Genomic DNA, 23,563 nt, shown 5'->3' on the forward strand with positions numbered 1-23,563 from the left:
AGAGCTTATACATTGTCATCATCATAATAGTGTGTAACGTTCTGTAAGCCATGTTTTGTTCCGTCGTACTGCTGTCGGCTGCTAAGCCTCGTACTCGGGTGGTAATCATCTATCTACAGAGTCAACTCTGTCCTTCTTTCCGTTCATTTCCGTCCAGAAGGTTCCCCTACCAAAATTTGGGTTTCTCGCTCGAGGGGTTTACCGCGTTCCACTCTCACCATTTCTAGTGAGACTTCGTCACTGTGGCACTTTCAAGGATACTCAGCCATATCCATAAAGGACGTAGGCTTTTTTCCTGCCGTCAGCCTTCTGCAAGGCTGCCCTAGCTTATGACTTCGCTAGGCACGAACACTACGGGCATCTCAGCACCGTGCGAGCATGGACTTTCCTCTACAGATGTAAAATCTGCAGCGATTACCCGAACGTTAAGACATCAACTATTATAGCTTAGTTTGTTCTAAAGGGCAAGCGGTTTTCATCAATCGTATAATTTGCTTCCAAACACATGTTTTTCCAAATTGGAAAGCCGTTTTAGAATATCAAAATTGGTCGTATTTGATTGAGCCGGCTGTCTCTTGTTCGCTTCTTCAAGCTGTTTTTTCAACTGCAGGTTTTCCTGCTGCAATTCTTCGATTTCCTGATGGAAGGCTTCATAGTCTTTAATGACCATGTCCAAGAATTTGTCAACATCTTCCTGCTTGTAGCCTCTGACTCCTGTTTTGAATTCTTTTTCCAAAATTTCTTTAGCAGAAAGCTTCACTTTATCAGCAAGCATCTTTTTCACCTCATATCGTGAATCATCATCTTATATTTTTTCAGAAAACGTGTGCAATGTCAAATTTTCTCTTGCACTTTTTACTCTTCGTAAAAGCTGCTTTCTTCAACGGTGACTCTCAGGTCATCCATCGTAATCGTGTAAATCGGAAAATCGCGTTTTTCTTGAGCTTTTTTTGCTTCATTCAGCATATACACAGGCGAGCCTTCTCTTTCTTCGTCGTACAGAATCAATAAGCCATCCGCCTTTTCGATGAAAAACCGGTTTTTTTGTTTAAATTGGACCGGGCTTTCGTACGGCCTGTGTGTCAAGCTTTCAGTGAAATCGCTGGCTGCGAGCACAGCTTCATACTGCTCTTGATTTTTCTCGTTCCACTTCTTTTCCTGTTCCAAAAACGGAGTGATAACCGCCACTTTCAAGTCGGGATATTCTTCCTGCAGCGAAAACGCAACTTCCGCCGCCCATAGTTCCGTGCCGAGCTGGCCTGAGATAAGGATCCATTCCAGCCCTTCCTCAAGCAGGGCGGTCAATCGGTTTTCAAGCGCTTTTTTTATGTAGAACAGGGCCTTGTCATCCTGTTTGAAAATCCCCAGTTCAAACGGCTTGTACCCTGTAACGGCCAATACTTTCATTATGATCACCTGCTAAAAAATGGGGCCGTATTCCGCCCCATTTTTTTAAAAGATATTCTGTTGCTCACGTTCAATCCGGCGCTCGTTCATCCTGACAAAACTTCCGAAAATCCTTTTTAGTAAGGACCCATACCCATTCCAGGTCCTGGCATCGCTCCAGGCCCGGGCATCATTCCTGCGCCAGGGCTCACGAAGTGCTGATGTGATGCCTGGTTGACAGCTGATTGAGTTTGCGGGAAGTAATGAACATGCTGAAAATGCTGATGGTTGACATTCGTTGTGTGCTGCGGGTGAATGTGCGGTACGACGGTTTTGCTTTGCGTATGGTTGTAGCAGCATTGAGTAGGATGAACAATCGGCGCCATTACATGCGGTTTACAGTGCATGAAAATTCCCCTTTCTTTAAGCTTCTATATACACTATTAAACTATGAAGCAAGGGGTAAACATGTACTAATATAAAAACCTATTTTAAAAGTAAGCCATAAAGCTTTCCTTGAAATTCGTCATGATTAATACGATAAACAGTACGACGACAAAAAACAGATAAAACAGCCCCTTATACATATCGACGCTCCCTTCAAACTATTCTAACGCTATTTTACAAGAAGCGATCGGTTTCTACAATTCATAACATGCTTGAAATGTTTGGCTTTCGAAGATCGTCGTTTTCTGCGCTTGCCCGGGGAATATTTCGTCCGAATTTCCTTTCCAGCCGCTCGCGCCGTTTCAAAAGACCGGCTACTTCTTTTTCGGTCAGCTCAAACTTTTGTGAACCGTGCTGCAGCATCAGGTTATCCGTTACCTCGAGGGCGGCCCGAATGTCCCGCTTTCGATGTTCAAAGTATTTGGCGAGTTCGATGCCTGCGCGCCAGGCGGTTTTTCCGTCTGTTCCATTTTGGAGCTTCAGCCAAAGGGATGCGGCTTCTTTTAGCATGCCCTGCTTTTTATACTGCATGGATAAATCGAATGATGCGCGTTCAGACTGCTCGAAAGGCTTTTTTTCAAGCTCCTGCAATTGCGCTGTCGCAAGCTCTGTCTCCCGGTTGGCGAGAAGCCATTTGGCCATCGCGTACTTTTCGTTTGCTTCCGCTGTCTGCTCCGGAGTGAGGATTTTCTTCGATAAATGGATGTAAAGAGAAATTAAAGAAAGCACATCAAGCTCATTGTGGCGCAAAACGCCTTCAATGATTTCCGGACGCTCCTCCTTTAAAAAATGAAAATACATCATCGGCGCCAGGTAGCCCGGCGTATCTTCAGTTCTTACAACGGCCAGCTCTTCCTTTTCCACCGTCCCCAAAGAGACGCGGTCAAACTTATGCTTCCAAAGGCGGCGGGATCCGTGGAGTAGGTCAAAATGGCCGAAATCCGGCAGCTTCGGAACCCTGTCGCGGATCAGCGTGTGCCTCGTTTTCACCTGAGGCCAGTCGAACGCTTTCCCGTTATAGGTGACAAGAGACTGAATATCGACTTCACTCAGGAAGCTGTGATAGAGGGCGGCTTCGTGCCCCGGCTTTGGCAGCAGATGCTGTTTGACGACTACGCGGTCGTCATACACCCGTGCATGGCCGAGCAAAAAGATCGTATTGCCGGCCCCTCCCCCGAGACCGGTCGTTTCCGTATCAAAGAAGAAAAGCTGGCTCGGTGTATACCCTTTGCTTGAAAGCGAATGGGAAACTGCGCTGTTGTTCCAGCGCATAACCGTCTCATGCAGTTCAGAAAATGCGTAATGGCCATGAACATGTGTCAACGGATAAACGACTTCCCTGATCAGGCAATAGCAGTTCTCAAACACATACGGTTTAACACCGAGTTCGGCCCATTCTTTCTCAAAACCGACGGACACGGAAGTCCGCTTTTCTGCCGGAGAATCCGTTTTTTCTTCTTTCGCTTGATTTCCCAGGTGATGCTTATAGCGGTTAAGTTTTCGTTTTAAAGACATTCCGCTCAACCTTTCCAGCCTTTTAAAAGGCGCAGCGCATTGTTTTTTGTCTGATCGCCGCTGCCGCCCACTCCTATGCAGGAAGGGCATCCTGACTCACACGGACATCTTGAAATCAGCCGATGCGCTTCACTGATGATCTCAGGCATTTGTTCATACACTTTCTGAGACAGCCCCACTCCGCCGGGATAGCGATCATACAAAAAGATCGTCGGCTTTTCGTTATGAACGGCTTTAATTTGCGGAAAAACGTGCAGATCAGACGGATCGCACATCACTTTTAAGGCGGCGACATGTCCCAGTACGTTTGCAGTCCCAAGCAAAGCTTCTTCCAATTTGATGTCGTTCCAATTTTGCCGCTCCTCATCGTTCACCTGCACCCAAGCCGCATTGGTATGCAGTTCCTCTTCAGGCAGATGAATCGGGCCTGAGCCGATATTTTCATGCGTCTCAAATTTTATTTTCTTAAAAATCGTCGCTTTCGCCTGAACGGTCACATCCCCAAAACCGAACGCTGCGGTTTCTGTCTTTTTCTCCTTGTCAACTTCGAGAACTCTCAATAGGACGGCAAGATTGGCATCCGTATAGTAATCAACTTGAACCTCGCGGACAAACGCCTTTTTCTCCTCCCAGTCAAGCTTTTCCACCTGGTATTGGATGCCTTGATGCAAATAAATGGCTTCATCATGCAGAAGCGTCATGGCGCTGAACCTGTCCATTTCCCCGATCACTTTCGCCTTCTCGCGCTTTGACTGATCAATAATGACAACATTTTCCTGAGAAGCCGACCTCAAGCTGATGCCGTGCGCCGGAAAAGCGTCATTCATCCAGTGATACGTGTTCCCGGTTAAGTGGAGGACTCTTTCTTCTGCCAAGTAGTCAAGAATATCCTCGATTTCGGCACCGCCGAATGTGTCCGTTCTTTTGAAAGGCAGTTCAAAGGCTGCGCATTTAATATGATCGACAAGAATGACCAGGTTATCCGGATTAATGACGGCAGTCTCGGGATTTTGTTTAAAGAAATAGTCCGGATTCTGTACAATGTACTGATCGAGCGGGGCGGAACTTGCCACCATGACAATCAGCGCTTCGTTGTGCCTTCTTCCAGCACGGCCGGCCTGCTGCCAGGCGCTCGAGATCGTTCCCGGATATCCGGTCATGATGCATGTCTGCAGCTGTCCGATATCAACGCCCAGCTCAAGCGCATTCGTGCTGACAACGCCTTTAATGTCCCCGCTGCGAAGGCCTTTTTCAATGACGCGCCGCTCGTTCGGCAGATAGCCGCCCCTGTACCCCTGAATCGAATGAGGGCCGACAATCGGTTTCATCACTTCCTGCAAGTATGTCAATATAATTTCAACCCGGACTCTGCTTCTTGCAAACACAATCGTCTGAATACCGTTTTTCAGAAATTCGGATGCGAGCTTTCTCACTTCAAGGGTCGCGCTTTTCCTGATGTTAAGCGAACGGTTGACCATCGGCGGGTTGTAAAATAAAAAGTGCTTTCTTCCCGACGGGGCGCCGTTGTTTGAAATCAGATGCATCGGCTGCCCTGTGAGCGTCTCAGCGAGCTCCAATGGATTGGCGATCGTCGCGGATGTACAGATAAACTGCGGCTTGCTTCCGTAAAATTCAGCGATCCGCATCAGCCGTCTGATGACATTGGCTACATGGCTGCCAAAGACTCCCCTGTATACGTGAAGCTCATCGATGACAATATATTTCAGATTTTCAAACAATGACACCCATTTTGTATGGTGGGGCAAGATCGCCGAATGCAGCATATCCGGGTTTGTAATGACGATATGTCCTGCTTTTCTGACTTTCTGCCTGATCGAAGGCGACGTATCTCCGTCATATGTATAACAGTTGATCGACGCACCGATTTCATCGATTAATTCGTTCAGTTCACTTTTTTGGTCCTGCGACAATGCCTTTGTCGGAAAAAGATATAAGCTGCGCGCATCCTGGTCTTCTGTGATCCTCTGAATGACGGGCAGATTGTAGCAAAGCGTCTTCCCAGATGCCGTCGGCGTCACAAGTGTCACGTTTTTGCCGGCGGCGCTGTGCAGAAACGCGTCAGCCTGATGGGAATACAGCTTTTCTATCCCTCTCTGCTGTAAAGCATGCACGATTCTTTTATCTAAACCTTCAGGAAAATCGCGGTAATCCGCTTCTTTTTCCTCAATTGTATGCCAATGAACAATTTGCTTGCTGAAAGCTTGGTCTTCTTTCAGAAGCTGAATCATATCTGTCAAATTTCGTTTTTGAAACAACGCTGTCACCTCTCCCTTCTATTTTAGCGAATGTCCGTTCGTTCTGAAAGAGGTGATTTCCTGAGAAAATGAAAAAGCAGAGAATCGCTCTCTGCTTTTTTGCTGTTACTTAACTTTAAGCTCCATGAGCTTTGTCTCGCTTTTTTTCGCCTTTGCCTCTTCATGTTTTGTGACGCGCTCCAACACATCGCCGTTCATAATGACGATCGGCGTAATGGTGCTGCTCGCTTTTTCCTTGATCAGTTCCAAATCGCACGTTATCAAAGGATCGCCGACTTTTACTTTGTCTCCTTCTTTGACATGGGCTGTGAAACCTTCGCCTTCCATCGCTACGGTTTCCAGACCGATATGAATCAAGAGTTCCACGCCGGACAGTGAACGGATGCCGATGGCATGTTTTGTGTGGAACAGCTGGATCACTTCCCCGTCGACAGGTGATACGATCTCGCCTGCGGAAGGCTCGACAGCCATTCCGTCACCCATCATCTTTTGGGAGAAAACGGGGTCAGGGACTTTTGAAAGTTCCAAAACTTGTCCGTCTACCGGTGAAAAAACGGTTTCTTCTTTCATTTCATTTTGTTTCTGACCAATACCGAATAATTTTTTCAGCAATACAGTTGGGCTCCTTTCAAAACGCCTCTTTATGATGGCTATTAAAAGAGGAACAGGTTAAATAAATCTTTGGATTCCCCACTATTTAACCACACTTTCAAATTCCCATCAATGAATAACCATACCAAGAGCCCCTGCATAAGCTGAAAATAAAAAACCGGGGTGATGAAGAATGGATTTCAAGGAAAACGACAATCACTCGCTCAGCAAGAAAGACGAAATTCAAGAAGCGGTTGAACAGTTATTTTACAATTCACCTTTCCACGATATTTTAAATTCATTCCAAAAACTGATATCAGACCAGCTTCAGAATTCCACCATTTCCATGAACATCAGAGAGGAGAATGAGGCGCTTCACGTCGACATTGCCGTTCCTGAATCGTTTCAAAACGGAGATATCATGATTGAAGCGAAATCAAGGTATCTTCATGTCGCCTTGAAGGAGAAAAAAGAAAGCGGCGGTTCTTCATCGTTTACAAGCCTGTCCAGAACCGTTTTGCTCCCATATCCCGTCCGCGAAGAAACAATGAAGACGTCGTGGAACCGAAATATCCTCACGGTCTCATTTCCGGAGCAAAAAAAGCATGAATGACCTTCATCCATGCTTTTTTTATTTAAAGAATCCCATAAACCCTTTGGCCAGCGCTCCGACCTGGTTGACCGTGCTCACCATCTGGCCAGCGGTGTCCATCATTTTGCTGAAATCAAACTGCCCGTTCTTTTTTTTGAATTGCGACAGAAAGCTTTGAAACTGAGATGGCTGGTGGAGATTCGGCCGCGGCGAGGGATATGGATGCTGATAAGGAAATGCCTGAAACGGCGGAAGCGGCGGCTGTATTTGTTGCTGAACAGGCTGATGATAGACTGAAAACGGGTCCACATTCTGCTCGATCGGCTGCTGATAGGCCTGCGGCCGCTGAGCTGGATGAACGTACGGGACGGTTTCCTGGCTGTAGTACGGCTGAACGGGATGATAGGCATGATGGTTTTGCTGATCGGCTTGAACATACGCACCGGGGCCGGAATAAGGATATACGGCGGTTCTCCTCTCTTCCATCTTTCCTCTCCTCCTAAAGCCCTTTTTTATATGTGTATGATATAAAGGCATTTCCTGTTCCAAAGGTTCTGTCACAAGTTTGTCAAAAAGTGTCGAAAATTTTAATATTTGAAAAACAGAAAAAAGTCGAATCGTTATGGTACGATATTATTAATATAAAGGAGAGGGGATGCACCATATGAACGTATCATACTTAAGAAATTGTTTTGCCGAGATGAAACAGTATGAGACAGACTGCATGAACAAACTGATGGATTTCGCCAAGTTTTTGTATATCCAGGGACATCTGACATTAAACGAATTTCGCACAAGTATGAAAGTTCTTGAAGCGAATGGCGCACAGCACCCTGCTTATGATATGAATACGGACGCCAGCTAAACAAACAAAAAGAAGACCGGGTCTAATCCCGGTCTTCTTTTAATATATCGTCTTCTACGTTTTTCAGCGTATAGAGGACGGACTCCGTCAGATCTTTAAAGCGTTTTTTATGGATTTTGCAGAAATAGGACTGCATGAAAATTTCATTTGCATTTTCCTCAACCGAGCTGAGCTGCTCTTCATAAATGTATTTTGGCCGATTCGCCTTGATATAAGGCAGGCTTTCCGCCAGCCAGCTTTTCACTGTTTGTTCGAATCTCTCGACAGAAGGTTTGACAACCTCGAAAAAATCGTATTCCGTCCCTTCCTCTTTTCCCTTACTGTATCGTTCTTCCGCTTCTTTTATGAGGCGGATTAATTCCCGTGTCTGTACAAGAAGAGATTGTGTATCCAATTTTTTCACCTCGGGTTTATCGTACCAAAGGAAGACGACCGTTACAACGAATCCGGCTTATGCCGTCTCTCCTCTTGGCTCCACTCCCATTAACGTGCTGTTTAAACAAGCTGAGAGCTCTGCCAGTTCTTTTTCAATCAGATCGAGCCGTTCGTTCCAGCCAGCCCGCTTTTCATGCTCCGCCCGGCGTACGGCTTCTGTCAAAGCTTTCTCAGCAGACGACATGTGTGATTCCGTTTCCAAAAGCATTTGAAGGACCGAGTCTTTGCTTGCAAATCCGTTCATTTGCTTCCCTCCTTTTTGATCGCCTTCTATGCATTCTCCCCTATGTGCCCCCTCTCCTCCGCAGCTGACAAAACTAGAAGCAAACCGCCAAAGAAACTCATTTTCCAGCCAAACGCGCCGCTTTCGACAAGTGATCTTGCGAAAAATGGTATGATCAGCGCTTTTTTGCAAAATCTAAAAAGGTAAGGAGGTGCCCGCTGTGGAAAACAACAAAAAGAAATCACCTGCGAAAACAAAACCTGATGCTAAACAAACAGACACACTGGATAAGAAATTAGGCGGACCTAACCGCCCATCCACTTAAAAAGCAAGGAGAACCCTTGCTTTTTTCTGTTTTACCTCTTATTCAGCCAATGCTCCAGTGAAAACAATGCCTGCAGCTGCCTTCTTTTTTGAAAATACCAATCGGTGATTTCGATCGTTTTCGGCAGTTTTTCATCTTTGAACATCGCCTCTCTCTTTCCTCCGCGAAACCAATCGGATTTTAATCCGTCTAATGAATGGGCAACAACGGGATAACACGTTCTCAAAAATGGCGAAGTTCTGATTTTAACCCCTGCCCAGCGTTCCATATCAAAGCGCGACCCGGTATGCGGAACACATGATGTAAAGTGAAAAAAACCGGGGAAAAGCTCAGGCGAAAACAGTAGCTCGCTTAATTGCTTGCCGAGCTTGATCCTTTCCTTTAAACTAGTGAAGCGTTTGACAGACACGCCATAAAAAACGCCTTCTACCGTCGGAAAAATGACTGTGTTGAAGTGAAACCATTCACATAGCTGAAAAGGAATCGTCTGAAAAACATTCTTTTTAAACAAAGGATTTTGTATAATAGAAGTTTGGATAGTGTTTTGTTCATTTATAATGAGAGCGTACATGAGCCGCTTTTGATCGCGCTCATGCCAGAACCGCTCCCACTCCGTTTTCATAAATGAAGACACACCAAATGAGGAGAGCAAATGAAACAGCGGCTGGCCAAGCTGCTTGGACCAATGGTATAACAGGAGCTGCGGATAGGCGTCCGAAAAAATCAGCCAGTTCGCTCTTTCATACGTTAAAAACAGCCAGTTCTGCTGAAAAGCCGTAAGTCCGAGCTCGAATAAACGCCCTTTTAAATCGGTCATCGACCAGCCGGCATTCCTGGAAACAAATGAAGCCAAAAGCGACCACTTGATTTCAGGATGGCGGTCAAAGTAGCGTTTGTAGGCATTTGTCCGTGAGATATTGTCCTTGTTCAGTTTTGCGGTCAGCTCTTGAATGCGGCTCGTCAGCTCCGCCGCGGAAAAAGTGTTGTGCAAGATCAGCCACTTCCGTTAGTATCCATATTTTTTGTAAAAGGAGGATGAAGAAAGTGATTCGTTACCCGAACGGCAAATCGTATCAGCCGAAAACAGCTGCCTCATCCTTGCAAAAGAAGCCGTCGTATTCCAATCGCGGCATGACCCTCGAAGATGACCTGAATGAAACGAATATGTATTATCAATCTCATTCGATTGCGGTCATCCATAAAAAACCGACTCCTGTACAGATTGTTCAGGTCGATTATCCGAAGCGAAGCGCTGCGGTGATCAAGGAAGCATATTTCAAGCAGTCGTCAACTACTGATTATAATGGGGTTTATAAAGGCCGCTACATCGATTTTGAAGCGAAAGAAACGAAGAGCCGGACCTCTTTCCCGCTTCAAAATTTCCACGATCATCAGATCGAGCATATGAAGCAGGTTGTGGCGCAAGACGGCATTTGTTTTGTTATCATATCCGCTTTTGAAGAAATTTATTTTTTGGAAGCAGAAAAATTATTTTATTTCTGGGAGCGGAAAAAGCAAAACGGCAGAAAATCAATCCGAAAAGACGAGCTTCAGGAAGCCGCTCACCCTATTTCACTTGGATACTCGCCAAGAATTGATTATATTAAGATTATTGATCAGTTGTATTTTTCGCCATCATAAATTATGATTTTAAAGTCATGTGAGCGGAAAGGTTTAACTACGAAAGGTTGAGATGTTATGTCAGATCAATTTAACAGCCGCCAGGAACGGCGAAAAGCCCAGCAGGGCAATAGCAGGTCTAATACTCATTCTAAACCCAAGAAAAAGAAAAAAGCAGGATTGTTTAAGAAAATTCTTTTATCCATTTTAATCATTGGTGTTATCGGCTTGATTGCCGGGGGCGTCACTTTTGCGGTGATGGTAGCGGACTCGCCGTCCCTTGATGACGCAAAACTGAAAACACCGTACTCTTCCACCGTCTATGACAAAAACGGAAAAGAAATCGCCGAAATTGGTTCAGAAAAGCGGACGTACGTGTCGATTAAAGACATCCCTGATTCCGTCAAAAACGCATTTCTTGCAACGGAAGACGCGCGTTTCTATGACCACCACGGCGTCGACCCGATCCGGATCGGGGGAGCGCTTCTGGCAAACTTCGAAGGCGGATTCGGTTCTGAAGGTGGAAGTACGATCACACAGCAGGTCGTCAAAAACTCCCTTCTGTCACATGAAAAAACGCTGAAACGGAAAGTCCAGGAAGTCTGGCTGTCGTTCCAGCTCGAAAGAAAATATTCAAAAGACGAAATTCTGGAAATGTATTTAAACCGGATTTACTTCTCGCCGCAAGCCTACGGTGTCGGAAAAGCGGCTGAGCAGTTCTACGGGGTTACAGATCTTAACGACTTAACGGTCGAGCAGGCCGCAACGCTTGCCGGCATGCCGCAAAGCCCGAATAACTACAACCCGATTAAACATCCGGAAAAAGCCGAGAAACGGCGCAATGTCGTGCTGAGTCTGATGAATAAACACGGCTTTATCTCTGACGCAGAGTACAACAAAGCGAAAAAAGTAGCCGTCACAAAAGGCCTTGTCTCTCCGAAGGAGTACGCAAAATCAACGTCCAACAAATACAGCGCGTTTGTCGAGCAGGCCGTCGCCGAAGTAAAAGAAAAAGCGAACGTCACGCCGGGAACGGACGGACTGAAGATTTACACGACGATTGATACAGACGCCCAGGATTATGTGGATGAGCTGATGGACGGCGATTCGATCCAGTATACCGAAAAAATGCAGGCCGGCCTCACCTTGCTTGATACAAAAACCGGAGAAATCCGCGCGATCGGCGGCGGGCGAAATCGAAATACGGGCGACTGGAATTATGCAGTTGATGAAAAACGCCAACCGGGTTCAACAATTAAACCGATCCTTGACTACGGACCTGTTATTGAGAACAAAAAATGGTCGACATATGAACAGATTAAAGATGAGCCGTACAAATATTCAACTGGCCAGGAAATTCATAACTATGACCGGAATTACAAACGCTGGATGTCAATGAGAGAGGCACTCGCCGATTCAAGAAACATCCCTGCTTTAAAAGCATTTCAGGCTGCCGGTAAAGATAACGTGTTAAATTTTGCAAAAGGCCTTGGCCTTTCGATTGATAAGGATGAGTTACACGAATCCTATGCGATCGGTGGGTTCGGAAACGGTGTATCGACACTGCAAATGGCCGGAGCGTACAGCGCATTCGGCAACAACGGCTACTACAATGAGCCGCACACCGTCACAGCGGTGGAATTCAATGACGGCACAAAACTTGACTTGACGCCTGAATCAAAGGCTGCCATGAGCGACTACACGGCATTCATGATGACGGATATGCTACAAACAGCCGTCCAGACGGGAACAGGTAGAGCCGCACAAGTTCCTAATGTTACTGTAGCTGGTAAAACAGGTACAACCAACTTTGAAGAAGCCGATATCAAAAAATATGGCATAAATCCTAATGGAGCAAGAGATTCTTGGTTTGTCGGCTATACACCGCAATACACAGCTGCCGTCTGGACCGGAAAATCTGGCCATAATTCGCTGAGCGCGAACGAACAGCAAGTCGCCAAACTTCTGTTCAAAAAACTGATTGCCAAGGTGGACAACGGCAGCGGCTCATTTGAAAAGCCTGACAGCGTCGTTGAAGCGACAGTTCTAAAAGGCTCGAACCCGCCGGTGCTTGCCAGCAGCAACACGCCTAGCGATAAAAAAGTCACTGAGTACTTTGTAAAAGGCACACAGCCGACGACTGTTTCGAAAAAATATGAGGAAAAAGAAGATGCCGACAAGCCGACAGGTTTGAGCGCAGAATATGATGAAGCATCAAAGAGCATCAAGCTTTCATGGTCATATTCCGGAGACGGTGATGTATCCTTTAAAGTCAAACAATCTGTTGACGGAGGCGGATACAGCGAAATTCAAAACAGCAGTGCGAAAGAAGCCGTCATACCGAATGCAAAAGAAGGATCCGTCTACAAATTCCAAGTCACGGCCGTTACTGAAGATGGCGAAAGCGACCCTGCTTCTGTGACGCTTAAAGTCAACGCGGCTGAAGATGATGAGTCAAAAGCGGACGATGAAAAGAAAGACGAGGATGACGAGAAGAAGCAGGATGCTGATGATGATCAGGACAAAGACAAACAAAATAACGGCAACTCTAATCAGCCGGATGATCAAAATTCAGGCAATCCAGATCAAAACAATCAAAATCCGGGAAATACAGACGGCAGAAAAGATGATGACGCCGATGATCAAAACAAAGATCAGAATAAAGACAAAAACAAAAACCCGGATCAAGACAGCAACACAGATGATCAACAAACAAATTCCAATGGTCAATCAACCGGCACCCATTAATCTAAAAAGCCACTCACAGTTTAGTGAGTGGCTTTTTTATGATTGATGGCAACATATTTATAAAATTGCTTTTTCATTTCCGTAAACAATTCGTCAAGCTGAATAAAACAATGATACTGCGTTGGTTTCTGGAGGATAAACTCGAGGCGTTCCGTCCAGTTCATCGGCTTGGCTCCAAAATCCTTACGGGTGATGGCCTCCCAGTTGAGACTTGTGACAGGCTCCCCCATCGTCCAGTGGAGGCTTGCGATCAAGCAGCACACCCCGTTCAGCATATCATCCTGGCTGCACCTTGACTTTCTCGTTTTAAAGACGGGCAGAAGCTTTTCTTTTGTACGCTCCCAAGCCGCAAACAGAAGCGGAACCCATTCTTCCGCATGCTCCCACGGCTTGTCCTCTTCTATGTCCTGAAAAAAATCGCAGCAGAGCGGATTTTCCAAAAGAACGTCAAGCCTTTCGCCGGATTCCGGTCTTCTCTTACGCAGCGTTTTTTCGTATTCGTCCAACAGAGAAACGCTTGTCACGGCAGCTTCACCAGCCCTTTTTTATATCGTTTTTGCCCTTCCCTGCACAGAGAAAACAACGGGCATTCTTCACATTTCGGCCTTTGCGCCTTGCAGTGATAGCGTCCGAAAAAGATCAGGCGGTGATGAGTAACGGACCACTCTGATTCAGGCACTTTTTTCATCAGCGTCTTTTCGACTTCCGTGACCGAATCCTTCCATCTGCAAATGCCGAGCCTTTTTGAGACCCTTTCCACGTGGGTGTCGACGGCAATGGCTGGAACACCGAATGCAACGGAAACGACGACATTGGCGGTTTTTCTCCCGACGCCCGGAAGTTTCACCAGCTCATCCCGGTCTTTCGGCACTTCACCGCCGTATTCTTCCAGCAGCATTTTGCAGAGCTTTTGAATATTTTTTGCTTTATTCCGGTATAAGCCGATCGATTTGATGTCCTGCTGCAGCTCTTCAAGCGGAACAGCAAGATAATCTTCAGGCTTTTTATATTTTTTGAAAAGCGTTTTCGTCACTTTATTGACAAGCGCATCTGTGCATTGGGCCGATAAAGCGACGGCGATGACAAGTTCAAACGGATTGTCATGGACTAATTCGCATTCAGCATCCGGAAACATTTCACCGATTGTTTCTAAACAAAACTCGATCTGTTTTTTTGTCAGCATGTCTTCACCTTTCACTTTATTGTTCAAGCCAATTGTAAAAAGGAACCTGTCTTGTATACTCCTTTTGCTCACTCTGCCGCGGTGCGGTCTTCCGCCTGAATCTTTGGCTGTAGTTTGCGGCTTGTTCGACTGTTGAAATGCCGTTTTTCTTCCACTCAAACAAAATCCGGTCAATGTAGCGGAAATTGAGTTTTCCTGATATGACGGCTTCTTTGAGAGCTTGTTTGATCAGCTGTGCATCGTGATGATCCTGGTCAAGCCAGATGCTGAGCGTCTCGCATTCAAGCGGAGACAGCGGCCGCGCAAATTCCTCTTCAAAGATCGTATAAAGGCTCTTCTCTTCGCCTTCATTCTGTTCAGCGAGTTTCTTCTGCTCGTCCATTTCAAGATGCTCAAACAGCTTGCCCCAGAGAGGTTCGAGCGAATACTTTTCAAACTTAATGCCGTTCTGGTCTTCGCATTCTTCTATATAGATGAAGCCTTTTTGAATGAACATTCTCAGCATGTTCATACATTGTTCGGTTTCAATCGACATCGTCTTGCTTAATTCCTCCGGCGTCGGAAAAAATGAACCTCTTTCAACATGCATTTTAATGTTTAAGAGCAGCATGAATTCTGTCTCATTTAAGCCAAGCTCCCGATAGTTCAAAAAAAGCAGATTCGGAATGGTGACAGATCCCATCTCCTGCATCTTAATAAAGTGCTGTTTTTTCATTCGATACACCTCTTACCTTCCAGTATATCATGGATGACTGTGAAAAAGTCTCCTGCAATCAGGAGACTTTTTTCTTAAGGATATAAGCGATTTAATAGTCTTGGGAACGGAATCGTTTCGCGGACGTGCGGAGAACCGCAGATCCAGGCAACCGTCCGTTCGAGTCCGAGTCCGAATCCTGAATGCGGAACTGAGCCGTATTTTCTCAGCTCTGCATACCATTGATAAGCATCCGATTCTAAACCATGCTCTTTCAGGCGCGCTTCGAGAAGCTCAAGATCATGGATCCGTTCAGATCCGCCGATAATCTCACCGTAGCCTTCAGGCGCAATCAAGTCAGCGCACAGTACGACATCGTCCCTGTCAGGTGCAGGCTGCATATAAAACGGCTTTAATGATGTCGGATAGTGTGTAATAAATACCGGTTTGTCATAGCTTTCGGCAATCGCCGTTTCGTGAGGAGCGCCGAAGTCATCGCCCCATTCAATATCGTCAAAGCCTTTCTCTTTTAAGAACTGAATCGCTTCATCATACGTGATTCTTGGAAAAGGCGCTTTGATAAGCTCCAGTTTGGAAGTGTCTCTGCCGAGCGTATTCAGTTCAATTTTGCAGTTTTCAAGCACGCTTTGAATGATGAAAGAGACATAGTTCTCTTGAACTTCAAGGTTTTCATTGAATTCGACAAACGCCATTTCCGGTTCGATCATCCAGAATTCAATCAGATGGCGCTTCGTTTTTGATTTCTCAGCTCTGAAAGTCGGCCCGAATGAAAAGACTTTTCCTAAAGCCATTGCAGCTGCTTCCATGTAAAGCTGGCCGCTTTGCGAAAGGTAGGCATCTTCGTCAAAATACTTTGTCGCAAAAAGCTCTGTCGTTCCTTCAGGTGCGCTTCCCGTCAAAATCGGAGGATCGACTTTAACAAAGCCTTCCTTATTGAAAAATTCGTATGTAGCGCGAATGATTTCATTGCGGATTTTCATCGTTGCATGCTGCCGTTTTGATCGGAGCCACAAATGTCTGTGATCCATCAAAAATTCTGTTCCGTGTTCTTTTGGCGTAATCGGATAATCTGTCGCTTCATGGATGACTTCAAGCGATGTGACTGCAAGCTCGTAGCCGAGTGGCGAACGCTCGTCTTTTTTGACGACGCCTTTTACATATAAAGATGTTTCCTGTGTGACAGATTTAGCGGCTTGAAATGTTTCTTCGTCCACTTCCGCTTTGACGACGACTCCTTGGATAAAGCCTGTCCCGTCTCTAAGCTGCAAAAACGCAATTTTGCCGCTTGAGCGTTTGTTGGCGATCCAAGCGCCGATTGTTACTTCTTCACCAACATGCTTGTACACTTGGTTTATTGTTGTTTTCACTATCGTTTCCCTCCAAAACACGAAAGAATTCGGTCAAGCCCTCATTCTTTCTGACGTCCATAACGTATATTATACCTTTTTTGATTCGATCAGGTCAATGCAGCTTGCGTGCATGCAAAAAGCGTCCAGCTGCGGACGCTTTCTGCTTCTAGCGGCTGCGATTCACGACAAAGCGGCGAATCCGTGCGACCGCTTCTTCTAAAAGTGACAGGGATGTCGCATACGACAGACGGATGTTGTCCGGTGCGCCGAACCCTGAACCGGGAACAATCGCAACTTTTTCTTCTTCCAAAAGCGCTTCGGCGAATTCATCAACGCTTGAAAAGCCGCACGATTCTGCCGCTTTTTTTGCATTCGGGAACAAGTAGAAGGCCCCTTCAGGCTTCAGGCATGTCAATCCCGGAATGTCAACAAGCAGTTCATACACCTTGTTCAGCCGGTCTTCAAAAGCTTTTCTCATCTCTTCAACAGGCTCGTTTGGTCCATTGTAAGCAGCAATGGCTCCGTATTGTGCGACAGATGTCGGATTTGACGTGCTGTGGCTGGCAAGGTTCGTCATCGCTTTAATGATCGGTTCGCTGCCTGCCGCATACCCGATTCTCCAGCCGGTCATGCTGTGTGACTTGGAAACCCCGTTGATGATTACGGTTTGATTTTTAAGTTCTGGAGAAAGCTGTGCGATGGATACATGTTTTTTTCCGCCGTAAATCAGCTTTTCATATATTTCATCAGATACGATTAGAATGTTGCGGCGAAGGCATACTTCACCGAGCGCTTTCAGCTCTTCTTCCGTATACATCATGCCTGTCGGATTGCTTGGGGAATTGATGATCACAGCCTTCGTTTTTTCCGTGACGGCTTTTTCAAGCTGCTCCGGAGAAATTTTGAAGCTGTTTTCCTCAAGGCCTTCCACAAATACCGGTTTGCCGCCTGCAAGCTTGACTTGTTCAGGATAGCTGACCCAGTACGGAGTCGGAATAATCACTTCGTCCCCTTCGTCGAGGAGCACTTGAAATAGGGTGTAAAGAGCATGCTTTGCACCTGTGCACACGATAACTTCAGATTGGCGGTACTCGATTCCCTGATCGCGCTTGAATTTTTCGCGGATGCTGTCTTTCAGCGCCGCAAGACCTCCGGAAGGCGTGTATTTGGTATGTCCTTCATTCATCGAACGGACAGCCGCCTCAATGATGTGCTCAGGCGTATTAAAATCCGGTTCACCCGCCCCAAGACCGATGACGTCGTGCCCTGCCGCTTTTAAATCTTTTGCTTTTGCAGTGATTGCCAGTGTTGCAGATGGTGTTAACGCTGATACTCTTTTAGCTAGATTCAACTCGATTTCCCCCTGTTTCGTCTAAGGCGTAATATTTTTGTGAATTTTTCCGTTTATAAAGTCCACATAGCTTAAACTGTACTGCCCATCTTTATTTAAGTATGTAACTTCCCACAATAGAACATTGCCTTCCCTTGCAAGGTGCACCTCTTTAAGCTCAGACACAAGGCCTTCATCCTGAACCGCTTTTGAAGCCTGGCGGCCGGTAATGCCGTCTGCCGCTTTTTTGTAAATCGTTTTCTGCTTTTTGTCAGCAGGCACCCAAACATACATTTTGCCGCCTTTTTTGTCCGTCCCTGTGACAATGTACTGCTTTTCTTTGCCGACAAACGTCTCCACGCTGTCAACTTGTTTTAAGCCTGCTTCCTGCTTGGCTGTTTCGGCAGCCTGCTCGTGGCCGCTTTCTTTCTGATCCATAGCCGTACGGTAGACATTCGCTCCCGCAAGAAGTGCTGTTAAAAAGATAATACCAAATATCAGTATGAAAATTAATGTTTTTTTGCCCATTTTCTGCTCCTAAGTACGATAAATCGTAAAAATGGCCTGTTTTTGATCTTCTTCATCGAGAGCGAGGCCGAACATGAGATCATCGCGTTTGAGCGTGCGGTTCAAAAGGTCGACGATTTTATACAGGTCTTCTGAATGCTCGACGCTTACGGTAGATAAAATTTCGATTTTGTTTTCCATTTTTCAAATACCTCCGAACGAAACAATAATTGTAATTCATACTCTCTGTGCCTAAAGCCATACTAGTTGTTACAACGGGATAACCGTTTAAATAAACAGCCTAAAAAATAAAACCTTAATCCACACCATTTAAGAGCCGCTTTATGCGGCTTTTAGCCGTTTTTCCCGGCTATGTAGGCTTCAAGCTCAAGGAATGTAGGCTCCATGACTTTTGCAGGGGGCAGAGCCTTCATAAACACCGTACCGTAGGAAGAGGTTCGGATGCGGCGGTCGAGAATCACGACCGTTCCGCTGTCTTTCTCCGAGCGAAGCAGCCTGCCGATGCCCTGCCTGAATGCCAGGACAGCTTCCGGCAGAGATACCGCTTGAAACGGGCTTTCTCCCCTTCTCTTTGCCCGGTCACACTTGGCTGATTCAACGGGGTGGTCTGGCGGCCTGAACGGCAGCCTTGCGATGACCAGCGTCGTCAGCTCGTCACCCGGAAAGTCAACGCCCTCCCAAAAATGGTTCGTTCCGAGAAGAACCGCATGGGGATACGATCTAAACAATTTCATAACCTTGACGGGGCTTCCGCCGGAAATCCCCTGCGCAAGGAGCTGACAAGGAAAGTCTTCCTCTTGTTTTATTGCATGGTAGACATCTCGCAGCATATCATGAGACGTAAACAGGACGAGCACTTTGGCGTTTTTCTGTTTTGCAAGCGCCTTGACGAAACGCGTGACATCTCGAATATAGTCTTCAGGATCGTTTTGAATCGGGCTGACATCCGTCGGAATCATGATGTTCATATGCTTATCATAAGAAAAAGGCGCCTCGATTTGCAAGGTCCTCGGATAGAAATCGCTTAAACCGAGCTTTTTGATCATATAGTCAAATGAGTTCTCGACGACAAGCGTCCCCGATGTGAGCACAACACTTTTTTTCTCGGTGAAAAACCGGTCGGCCAGAATTTCGCTTGTATCAAGCGGCTGAGCGTAAATGGCCGCGGCGTTTTTTGCGCCCTTCGCGTCAATTTCAATCCAGACGACCTCATCTTCGACAGGGTCAAACATCAAGCGGGCGAGCGTCTTTCGATATTCTTCAAGGTCGTCCATGCATGAATCGTATTCCTCTAACAAAAACGCCTGGCGGCTGGTGAAGGAAGCCTGTTTTTCAGCGAGGCTTTTCTTTTGATCCGAAAACAGCCGGTGCATGTCATACAGCAAGGAACACAGTCTTCTCGCGCTTTCTTCAAGCCTGTTCCATGCCCTGCTTTCACCGATTTCGCCGATCTTATATAAGAGACGGTTGAGATCGTTTCTTGGTTTCCTCCGCTTGACAAAAGAATGAACAGCCGTAAAGAACAGATCGCTTTCTTCAAGAAGCTGAGCGAGCCATTCGTCCATTTGGAAAAAAGATTCTGGTGAAATGCCTGCTGACCGGTAGAGGCGTTCGGCTTTTTTTAAAATCCCCCTTTGTTTGAGGGTGCCGAGCCGCATCAACCTTTTATGGAGAAAGACATAGTCTGCTCTTGCCCCATACTGCTCGCCCGCTGCGCGTTCAAAGTGATGGGCTTCATCAATAACAAACGTATCGGCATCACCGGTATGAATTCGCTGATTGGCTTCGTCAGTCAACAGAAGCGCATGATTGGTAATGATCATATCAGCCTTCTGCGCCCGCGCTTTGGCTCTCTCATAAAAACACAGTTTCCTTAGGGTGCTGTTTTCTGCATATGAATGCGAATCATATGCCAGTCTGTCCCACAGAAGCTTTCCGCCTGACGGAAGATTAATTTCCGATAAATCGCCCGTTTCTGTATCTGTCAGCCAGACGAGAATTTGCGCTTTTGCAAGGACGCTATCATAATTGTCATCATCTTCCTGTAAAATATGCTTGAATTTGCGAATGGATAAATAATGAGAGCGGCCCTTTAAAACCGCGGCTTTGACCGGGAAAGGAAAAATCTTTTCCAAAAGCGGGATATCACGGTTGATCATCTGCTGCTGAAGCAATGTCGTATATGTGCTGATCACGACCGGCTTGCCTGTTTGCTTGGCGCGGATTGCAGCCGGCACGAGATATCCGAGCGTTTTTCCGATTCCAGTGGCAGCTTCGATCAGAGCATGCTCATGATTTTGAAAAGCGGTCCAGACCTCCCGCATCATTTTCGTCTGTCCTTCTCTCTTGTCAAACCGGTCGTCCAATGAAGAAAGTCCGCCGTCTTTTTCCCAAATAAGCGGCTCTGTCTGCGGGACCCGGCTCTTATGACCGGCCTCTTCATCCTCGTCTTCAGGGGTCCTGATCACAAAGGAACCAACCTTCATAAAGCCGGCATCAAGTTCGGCATCGGCGCCTTTTTCAGCGATCAAGCCGTCAAAAAGCTCCTGCGCGTCACTGATCAAATGCCAGGATAAACGTCTGATTGATTTCAAAACCGGAATCGGCAGCCTTTTCAGTCTGTCCATCATATGTAAAAAGATCAAAGCGGTCACTTCCGCATCGCTGTCAGCCCTGTGCGGGTTTTCATGGCGAATCTGAAGCTCTTCGCTCAGCTCAGTCAATTTATAGCCGTCAAAACCCGGAAAAACGATTCTCGAAAGCTCCACCGTATCGAGAACGCTGCATTCAAGCTCGCCAAAACCGGCCTGCTGCAGCTCATACTTTACAAAAGCAAGATCAAAATGAATGTTATGAGCGATAAAACAGCTGTCTTGAAGCAGCTCAAAAATATCTTCGGCAATCGCCGAAAATGGCTCTTCATTTTCAACCATTTCATTCGAAATTCCCGTCAGCTGCTCGATAAAAGCGGGAATCGGCTGATTGGGATTCACATATTTGGAGAAACGTTCGGTCATTTGTCCATTTTCAATCACAACCGCTGCAATTTGAATGATTCTGTCGCCTTTTTTTGGCGAATTCCCTGTCGTTTCCACATCAATGACCACATATCGTTGATTGTTCATTCAATGGACACCTCAATTTCGATACCTTCGACAAAAGTGTAACACGTTTTAGAAAGATGCGGGGAAAAAGCTTCGCCTTCTACTCTTTCTAAACGATATGAAAGCCCCCTAAAGGCAAGGGGGCTACAGAATGGTACGGGCGGGCTCCTGACCCAGCATTTCCTCGATTTCGTTTCTCTCGTTCAAAACGGCAACCTTCGGCTTATGGGTCTTTGCTTCCTCTTCAGACATCATGGCATAAGAAACGATGATGACGACATCTCCCACTTGAACAAGGCGGGCGGCAGCTCCGTTTAAACAAACGACGCCGCTCCCCCTTTCACCGGGAATGATGTACGTTTCCAGCCGGGCCCCGTTATTATTATTCACAATTTGCACTTTTTCATTTGCCATCATTCCGACGGCATCCAGCAAATCTTCATCAATTGTCACGCTGCCGACGTAGTTCAAATTGGCTTCCGTCACTCTCGCTCTGTGAAGTTTTGCGCTCATTAACGTACGGTACATCATAAATCCTCCTTTTGATCTGCCGGGATATCGACGATGATATTATCAATTAAGCGGGCTTTGGAAAACTGAACGGCAACCGCTATGATGACTTTTCCAGTCAATGGCTCCCTGATCTCCAGATCGGGATATGAATAAATTTCCGCATAATCGATGACACCGCTCGTTTTTTCAAGAATGCTCCGAACCTCTCGCTTAACAGCTTCCGCATCCCTCTCTCCATCGCGGATCAGCTCGGCGCCGCGCTGAAGGGCTTGATAGAGAGCGGGTGCTTCCTGCCGTTCTTCTGCTCGCAGGTTGACATTTCTTGAGCTTTTGGCAAGCCCGTCTTCTTCCCGTTTTGTTTCAACCGGGATCAGCTCAATATCCATGAAAAAGTCGTTGATCAGCCCGTCGACAACGGCAACCTGCTGCGCATCTTTCATGCCAAAATAAACCCTTGTCGGAAAGGTGAGATTGAACAGCTTTGTGAGCACTGTTGCGACACCGTCGAAATGACCTTCCCTTGAACGGCCGCAAAGGACGTCCGTCCGCTTTTTCACGCTTGCGGTAACCGTCGGCTCCTGACCGTACATTTCTTCAGGCTCAGGAGTGAACAAGATGTCCACTCCTCCGTCAGCCGCAAGCTGCCGGTCCCTTTCGATATCTCTCGGGTACGCTTCATAGTCTTCACCTGGACCGAACTGCATAGGATTGACAAAAATGCTCATCACGACAATATCATTGTCTTTTCGCGCTTTTTCCACAAGCGACATATGGCCTTCATGAAGGAAGCCCATTGTCGGCACAAAACCGATCGTTTTGCCTTCTTTGCGATAATTTTTCGTTACATTTTGTATATCTTTTGCTGTATGGATCTGAATCATGCTTATTTCCCTCCGTATAATCCTTCAAGAACTTGCTGATCGATACGGAATGAATGAGCATCTTCAGGAAACACGCGGCTTCTGACATCCTCAACATATCCCCGAAGCGCTTGTTCAAGCGGCTGATCGATTTGCACATACTGTTTTACAAATTTAGGCGTCCGGCTCACTCCGTGTCCGACAACATCGTGGTAAACGAGAACTTGTCCGTCTGTACCAGGGCCTGCTCCAATGCCGATGACAGGAATCGTGAGCTCCTTTGAAATCTGTTCAGCGAGCGCTGCCGGGACGCATTCGAGAACGAGCGCAATTGCGCCTGCTTCTTCACAGCGCCTGCTGTCTTCAATCAGCTTGCGGGCGCTTTCTTCATCTTTCCCCTGAACTTTATAGCCTCCCAAGACACCGACGGATTGAGGAGTCAAGCCTAAGTGGCTGACAACAGGTATTCCGCCGCGTGTTAAAGCCGTGATCGTCTCAAATACACCGTCGCCGCCTTCAAGCTTCAAAGCATCGGCTCCGCTTTCCTGAACGATCGCCGCGGCATTATTCAGAGCGCTTTCCAAAGAGCAGTGATAAGACATAAACGGCATATCCGTCACCACAAACGTATCTTTTGCCCCGCGTTTTACGGCTTTTGTATGGTGGATCATATCAGCGACCGTCACAGATACGGTCGAATCAAGGCCGAGCACAACCATGCCGAGCGAATCGCCGACAAGAATCATATCGACGCCGGCCTGTTCGGCAAGCTTTGCCGCCGGGTAATCGTAGGCCGTCAGCATGACGATCGGCTCTCCCTCTTGTTTCATTTTTAGAAAATCAATCTTTGTCTTCATGTTTTCTCCTCCTCTTTTTCAGAGGAGATGAGCTGCCGTGCTTGCATGTGCATCTTTTCGGACAGCAAAAAAACCTTCCGGCAAGAAGAAGGATTTCGAAT

26 protein-coding genes and 1 other RNA gene are annotated in these 23,563 nt (G+C 46.6%); 5 read left to right on the top strand and 22 right to left on the bottom strand.

Going from position 1 to position 23,563, the window contains the following annotated elements; genetic code table 11:
• Positions 1-39 precede the first annotated feature (39 nt).
• The 7 genes from rnpB to CP943_RS12255 all read right to left on the bottom strand — a co-directional run bounded on the left by rnpB (position 40) and on the right by CP943_RS12255 (position 6,236).
• An RNA gene (rnpB, locus tag CP943_RS12225) (RNase P RNA component class B) lies at positions 40-426 on the bottom strand.
• 52 nt (positions 427-478) lie between these two features.
• Positions 479-775, bottom strand: coding sequence for a cell division regulator GpsB (gpsB, locus tag CP943_RS12230; protein ID WP_003182873.1), 297 nt, complete (start codon positions 773-775; stop codon positions 479-481).
• 80 nt (positions 776-855) lie between these two features.
• Positions 856-1,407, bottom strand: a complete 552-nt coding sequence (locus CP943_RS12235; RefSeq protein WP_039072801.1) for an SLOG family protein — start codon at positions 1,405-1,407, stop codon at positions 856-858.
• Positions 1,408-1,523: 116 nt separating this feature from the next.
• Positions 1,524-1,793 carry a CotD family spore coat protein gene (locus CP943_RS12240; RefSeq protein ID WP_020451911.1) on the bottom strand — a complete coding sequence of 90 codons (270 nt, stop codon included), beginning with the start codon at positions 1,791-1,793 and terminating at the stop codon, positions 1,524-1,526.
• A 241-nt stretch (positions 1,794-2,034) separates the two neighbouring features.
• Entirely contained in the window at positions 2,035-3,348 is a 1,314-nt protein-coding gene (locus CP943_RS12245) for a ribonuclease H-like domain-containing protein (RefSeq protein WP_105981367.1), read from the bottom strand.
• Positions 3,349-3,353: 5 nt separating this feature from the next.
• The gene (locus tag CP943_RS12250; RefSeq protein ID WP_043054590.1) at positions 3,354-5,597 is read right to left on the bottom strand and encodes a DEAD/DEAH box helicase; all 2,244 of its coding nucleotides are present in this window, start codon (positions 5,595-5,597) and stop codon (positions 3,354-3,356) included.
• A gap of 132 nt (positions 5,598-5,729) precedes the next feature.
• Positions 5,730-6,236: a PTS sugar transporter subunit IIA gene (locus CP943_RS12255; protein ID WP_020451914.1), complete on the bottom strand. Its 507-nt coding sequence runs from the start codon at positions 6,234-6,236 to the stop codon at positions 5,730-5,732.
• 172 nt (positions 6,237-6,408) lie between these two features.
• Here CP943_RS12255 and CP943_RS12260 point away from each other — a divergent pair, with 172 nt between their 5' ends.
• Positions 6,409-6,828 (top strand): Hsp20/alpha crystallin family protein, encoded by a 420-nt coding sequence (locus CP943_RS12260; RefSeq protein WP_020451915.1) that lies wholly within the window; start codon positions 6,409-6,411, stop codon positions 6,826-6,828.
• Positions 6,829-6,846: 18 nt separating this feature from the next.
• Here the strand turns inward: CP943_RS12260 and CP943_RS12265 are convergent, their stop codons facing one another.
• Positions 6,847-7,293: a YppG family protein gene (locus tag CP943_RS12265; RefSeq protein WP_105981032.1), complete on the bottom strand. Its 447-nt coding sequence runs from the start codon at positions 7,291-7,293 to the stop codon at positions 6,847-6,849.
• 178 nt (positions 7,294-7,471) lie between these two features.
• Between CP943_RS12265 and CP943_RS12270 the strand changes: the two genes are divergently transcribed.
• Positions 7,472-7,672 (top strand): YppF family protein, encoded by a 201-nt coding sequence (locus tag CP943_RS12270; protein ID WP_011198064.1) that lies wholly within the window; start codon positions 7,472-7,474, stop codon positions 7,670-7,672.
• Positions 7,673-7,694: 22 nt separating this feature from the next.
• Here the strand turns inward: CP943_RS12270 and CP943_RS12275 are convergent, their stop codons facing one another.
• Positions 7,695-8,066: a YppE family protein gene (locus CP943_RS12275; protein WP_105981033.1), complete on the bottom strand. Its 372-nt coding sequence runs from the start codon at positions 8,064-8,066 to the stop codon at positions 7,695-7,697.
• A 57-nt stretch (positions 8,067-8,123) separates the two neighbouring features.
• On the bottom strand, positions 8,124-8,351 hold the full coding sequence (locus tag CP943_RS12280) for a YppD family protein (protein WP_075213145.1): 228 nt from the start codon (positions 8,349-8,351) through the stop codon (positions 8,124-8,126).
• 199 nt (positions 8,352-8,550) lie between these two features.
• Here CP943_RS12280 and sspM point away from each other — a divergent pair, with 199 nt between their 5' ends.
• Positions 8,551-8,655 carry an acid-soluble spore protein SspM gene (gene sspM, locus CP943_RS12285; RefSeq protein WP_009328007.1) on the top strand — a complete coding sequence of 35 codons (105 nt, stop codon included), beginning with the start codon at positions 8,551-8,553 and terminating at the stop codon, positions 8,653-8,655.
• Positions 8,656-8,686: 31 nt separating this feature from the next.
• On the opposite strand, the gene CP943_RS12290 is transcribed toward sspM, so the two are convergent.
• Complete coding sequence (locus CP943_RS12290; RefSeq protein WP_105981034.1) at positions 8,687-9,646, bottom strand: DUF2515 domain-containing protein; 960 nt, start codon at positions 9,644-9,646, stop codon at positions 8,687-8,689.
• Between the two features lie 53 nt (positions 9,647-9,699).
• On the opposite strand from CP943_RS12290, the gene recU reads away from it, so the two are divergent.
• Together recU and CP943_RS12300 are read left to right on the top strand one after the other, a co-directional pair.
• A complete protein-coding gene (gene recU / locus CP943_RS12295) occupies positions 9,700-10,296 on the top strand; it encodes a Holliday junction resolvase RecU (protein WP_003182896.1) in 597 nt (198 codons plus the stop codon).
• A 57-nt stretch (positions 10,297-10,353) separates the two neighbouring features.
• Positions 10,354-13,023, top strand: coding sequence for a PBP1A family penicillin-binding protein (locus tag CP943_RS12300; protein ID WP_105981035.1), 2,670 nt, complete (start codon positions 10,354-10,356; stop codon positions 13,021-13,023).
• Between the two features lie 20 nt (positions 13,024-13,043).
• Here CP943_RS12300 and CP943_RS12305 read toward each other — a convergent pair whose 3' ends face one another.
• From CP943_RS12305 to panB, 11 genes are all read right to left on the bottom strand, one after another.
• Entirely contained in the window at positions 13,044-13,547 is a 504-nt protein-coding gene (locus tag CP943_RS12305) for a YpoC family protein (protein WP_023857419.1), read from the bottom strand.
• A complete protein-coding gene (nth, locus tag CP943_RS12310; RefSeq protein WP_023857420.1) occupies positions 13,544-14,206 on the bottom strand; it encodes an endonuclease III in 663 nt (220 codons plus the stop codon). Before nth ends, CP943_RS12305 begins: the two co-directional genes overlap by 4 nt.
• Positions 14,207-14,222: 16 nt before the next feature.
• On the bottom strand, positions 14,223-14,921 hold the full coding sequence (locus CP943_RS12315; RefSeq protein ID WP_023857421.1) for a DnaD domain-containing protein: 699 nt from the start codon (positions 14,919-14,921) through the stop codon (positions 14,223-14,225).
• 74 nt (positions 14,922-14,995) lie between these two features.
• Positions 14,996-16,288 carry an asparagine--tRNA ligase gene (gene asnS, locus CP943_RS12320; protein ID WP_026579395.1) on the bottom strand — a complete coding sequence of 431 codons (1,293 nt, stop codon included), beginning with the start codon at positions 16,286-16,288 and terminating at the stop codon, positions 14,996-14,998.
• A gap of 148 nt (positions 16,289-16,436) precedes the next feature.
• Positions 16,437-17,621, bottom strand: a complete 1,185-nt coding sequence (locus CP943_RS12325; protein WP_023857423.1) for a pyridoxal phosphate-dependent aminotransferase — start codon at positions 17,619-17,621, stop codon at positions 16,437-16,439.
• 21 nt (positions 17,622-17,642) lie between these two features.
• A complete protein-coding gene (gene tseB, locus CP943_RS12330; RefSeq protein ID WP_020451926.1) occupies positions 17,643-18,128 on the bottom strand; it encodes a cell wall elongation/penicillin-binding protein regulator TseB in 486 nt (161 codons plus the stop codon).
• 9 nt (positions 18,129-18,137) lie between these two features.
• The gene (locus CP943_RS12335; RefSeq protein WP_003182913.1) at positions 18,138-18,308 is read right to left on the bottom strand and encodes a YpmA family protein; all 171 of its coding nucleotides are present in this window, start codon (positions 18,306-18,308) and stop codon (positions 18,138-18,140) included.
• A gap of 152 nt (positions 18,309-18,460) precedes the next feature.
• Entirely contained in the window at positions 18,461-21,253 is a 2,793-nt protein-coding gene (gene dinG, locus CP943_RS12340; protein ID WP_105981036.1) for an ATP-dependent DNA helicase DinG, read from the bottom strand.
• A 123-nt stretch (positions 21,254-21,376) separates the two neighbouring features.
• Positions 21,377-21,760, bottom strand: coding sequence for an aspartate 1-decarboxylase (panD, locus tag CP943_RS12345; RefSeq protein WP_003182918.1), 384 nt, complete (start codon positions 21,758-21,760; stop codon positions 21,377-21,379).
• Positions 21,760-22,626, bottom strand: a complete 867-nt coding sequence (gene panC, locus CP943_RS12350; RefSeq protein ID WP_105981037.1) for a pantoate--beta-alanine ligase — start codon at positions 22,624-22,626, stop codon at positions 21,760-21,762. Before panC ends, panD begins: the two co-directional genes overlap by 1 nt.
• Positions 22,627-22,628: 2 nt before the next feature.
• Positions 22,629-23,462, bottom strand: coding sequence for a 3-methyl-2-oxobutanoate hydroxymethyltransferase (gene panB, locus CP943_RS12355; protein WP_020451930.1), 834 nt, complete (start codon positions 23,460-23,462; stop codon positions 22,629-22,631).
• Positions 23,463-23,563: the final 101 nt, after the last annotated feature.

Origin of the sequence: Bacillus paralicheniformis, from assembly GCF_002993925.1 — a bacterium.
Lineage (GTDB): Bacteria > Bacillota > Bacilli > Bacillales > Bacillaceae > Bacillus > Bacillus paralicheniformis.

Bases quoted from the DNA above. Each gene is read 5' to 3' on its own strand.
- gpsB (WP_003182873.1), bottom strand. From the start codon at position 775: ATGCTTGCTGATAAAGTGAAGCTTTCTGCTAAAGAAATTTTGGAAAAA.
- CP943_RS12235 (WP_039072801.1), bottom strand. From the start codon at position 1,407: ATGAAAGTATTGGCCGTTACAGGGTACAAGCCGTTTGAACTGGGGATT.
- CP943_RS12240 (WP_020451911.1), bottom strand. From the start codon at position 1,793: ATGCACTGTAAACCGCATGTAATGGCGCCGATTGTTCATCCTACTCAA.
- CP943_RS12245 (WP_105981367.1), bottom strand. From the start codon at position 3,348: ATGTCTTTAAAACGAAAACTTAACCGCTATAAGCATCACCTGGGAAAT.
- CP943_RS12250 (WP_043054590.1), bottom strand. From the start codon at position 5,597: ATGATTCAGCTTCTGAAAGAAGACCAAGCTTTCAGCAAGCAAATTGTT.
- CP943_RS12260 (WP_020451915.1), top strand. From the start codon at position 6,409: ATGGATTTCAAGGAAAACGACAATCACTCGCTCAGCAAGAAAGACGAA.
- CP943_RS12265 (WP_105981032.1), bottom strand. From the start codon at position 7,293: ATGGAAGAGAGGAGAACCGCCGTATATCCTTATTCCGGCCCCGGTGCG.
- CP943_RS12270 (WP_011198064.1), top strand. From the start codon at position 7,472: ATGAACGTATCATACTTAAGAAATTGTTTTGCCGAGATGAAACAGTAT.
- CP943_RS12280 (WP_075213145.1), bottom strand. From the start codon at position 8,351: ATGAACGGATTTGCAAGCAAAGACTCGGTCCTTCAAATGCTTTTGGAA.
- CP943_RS12300 (WP_105981035.1), top strand. From the start codon at position 10,354: ATGTCAGATCAATTTAACAGCCGCCAGGAACGGCGAAAAGCCCAGCAG.
- nth (WP_023857420.1), bottom strand. From the start codon at position 14,206: ATGCTGACAAAAAAACAGATCGAGTTTTGTTTAGAAACAATCGGTGAA.
- CP943_RS12315 (WP_023857421.1), bottom strand. From the start codon at position 14,921: ATGAAAAAACAGCACTTTATTAAGATGCAGGAGATGGGATCTGTCACC.
- tseB (WP_020451926.1), bottom strand. From the start codon at position 18,128: ATGGGCAAAAAAACATTAATTTTCATACTGATATTTGGTATTATCTTT.
- CP943_RS12335 (WP_003182913.1), bottom strand. From the start codon at position 18,308: ATGGAAAACAAAATCGAAATTTTATCTACCGTAAGCGTCGAGCATTCA.
- dinG (WP_105981036.1), bottom strand. From the start codon at position 21,253: ATGAACAATCAACGATATGTGGTCATTGATGTGGAAACGACAGGGAAT.
- panD (WP_003182918.1), bottom strand. From the start codon at position 21,760: ATGTACCGTACGTTAATGAGCGCAAAACTTCACAGAGCGAGAGTGACG.
- panC (WP_105981037.1), bottom strand. From the start codon at position 22,626: ATGATTCAGATCCATACAGCAAAAGATATACAAAATGTAACGAAAAAT.
- panB (WP_020451930.1), bottom strand. From the start codon at position 23,462: ATGAAGACAAAGATTGATTTTCTAAAAATGAAACAAGAGGGAGAGCCG.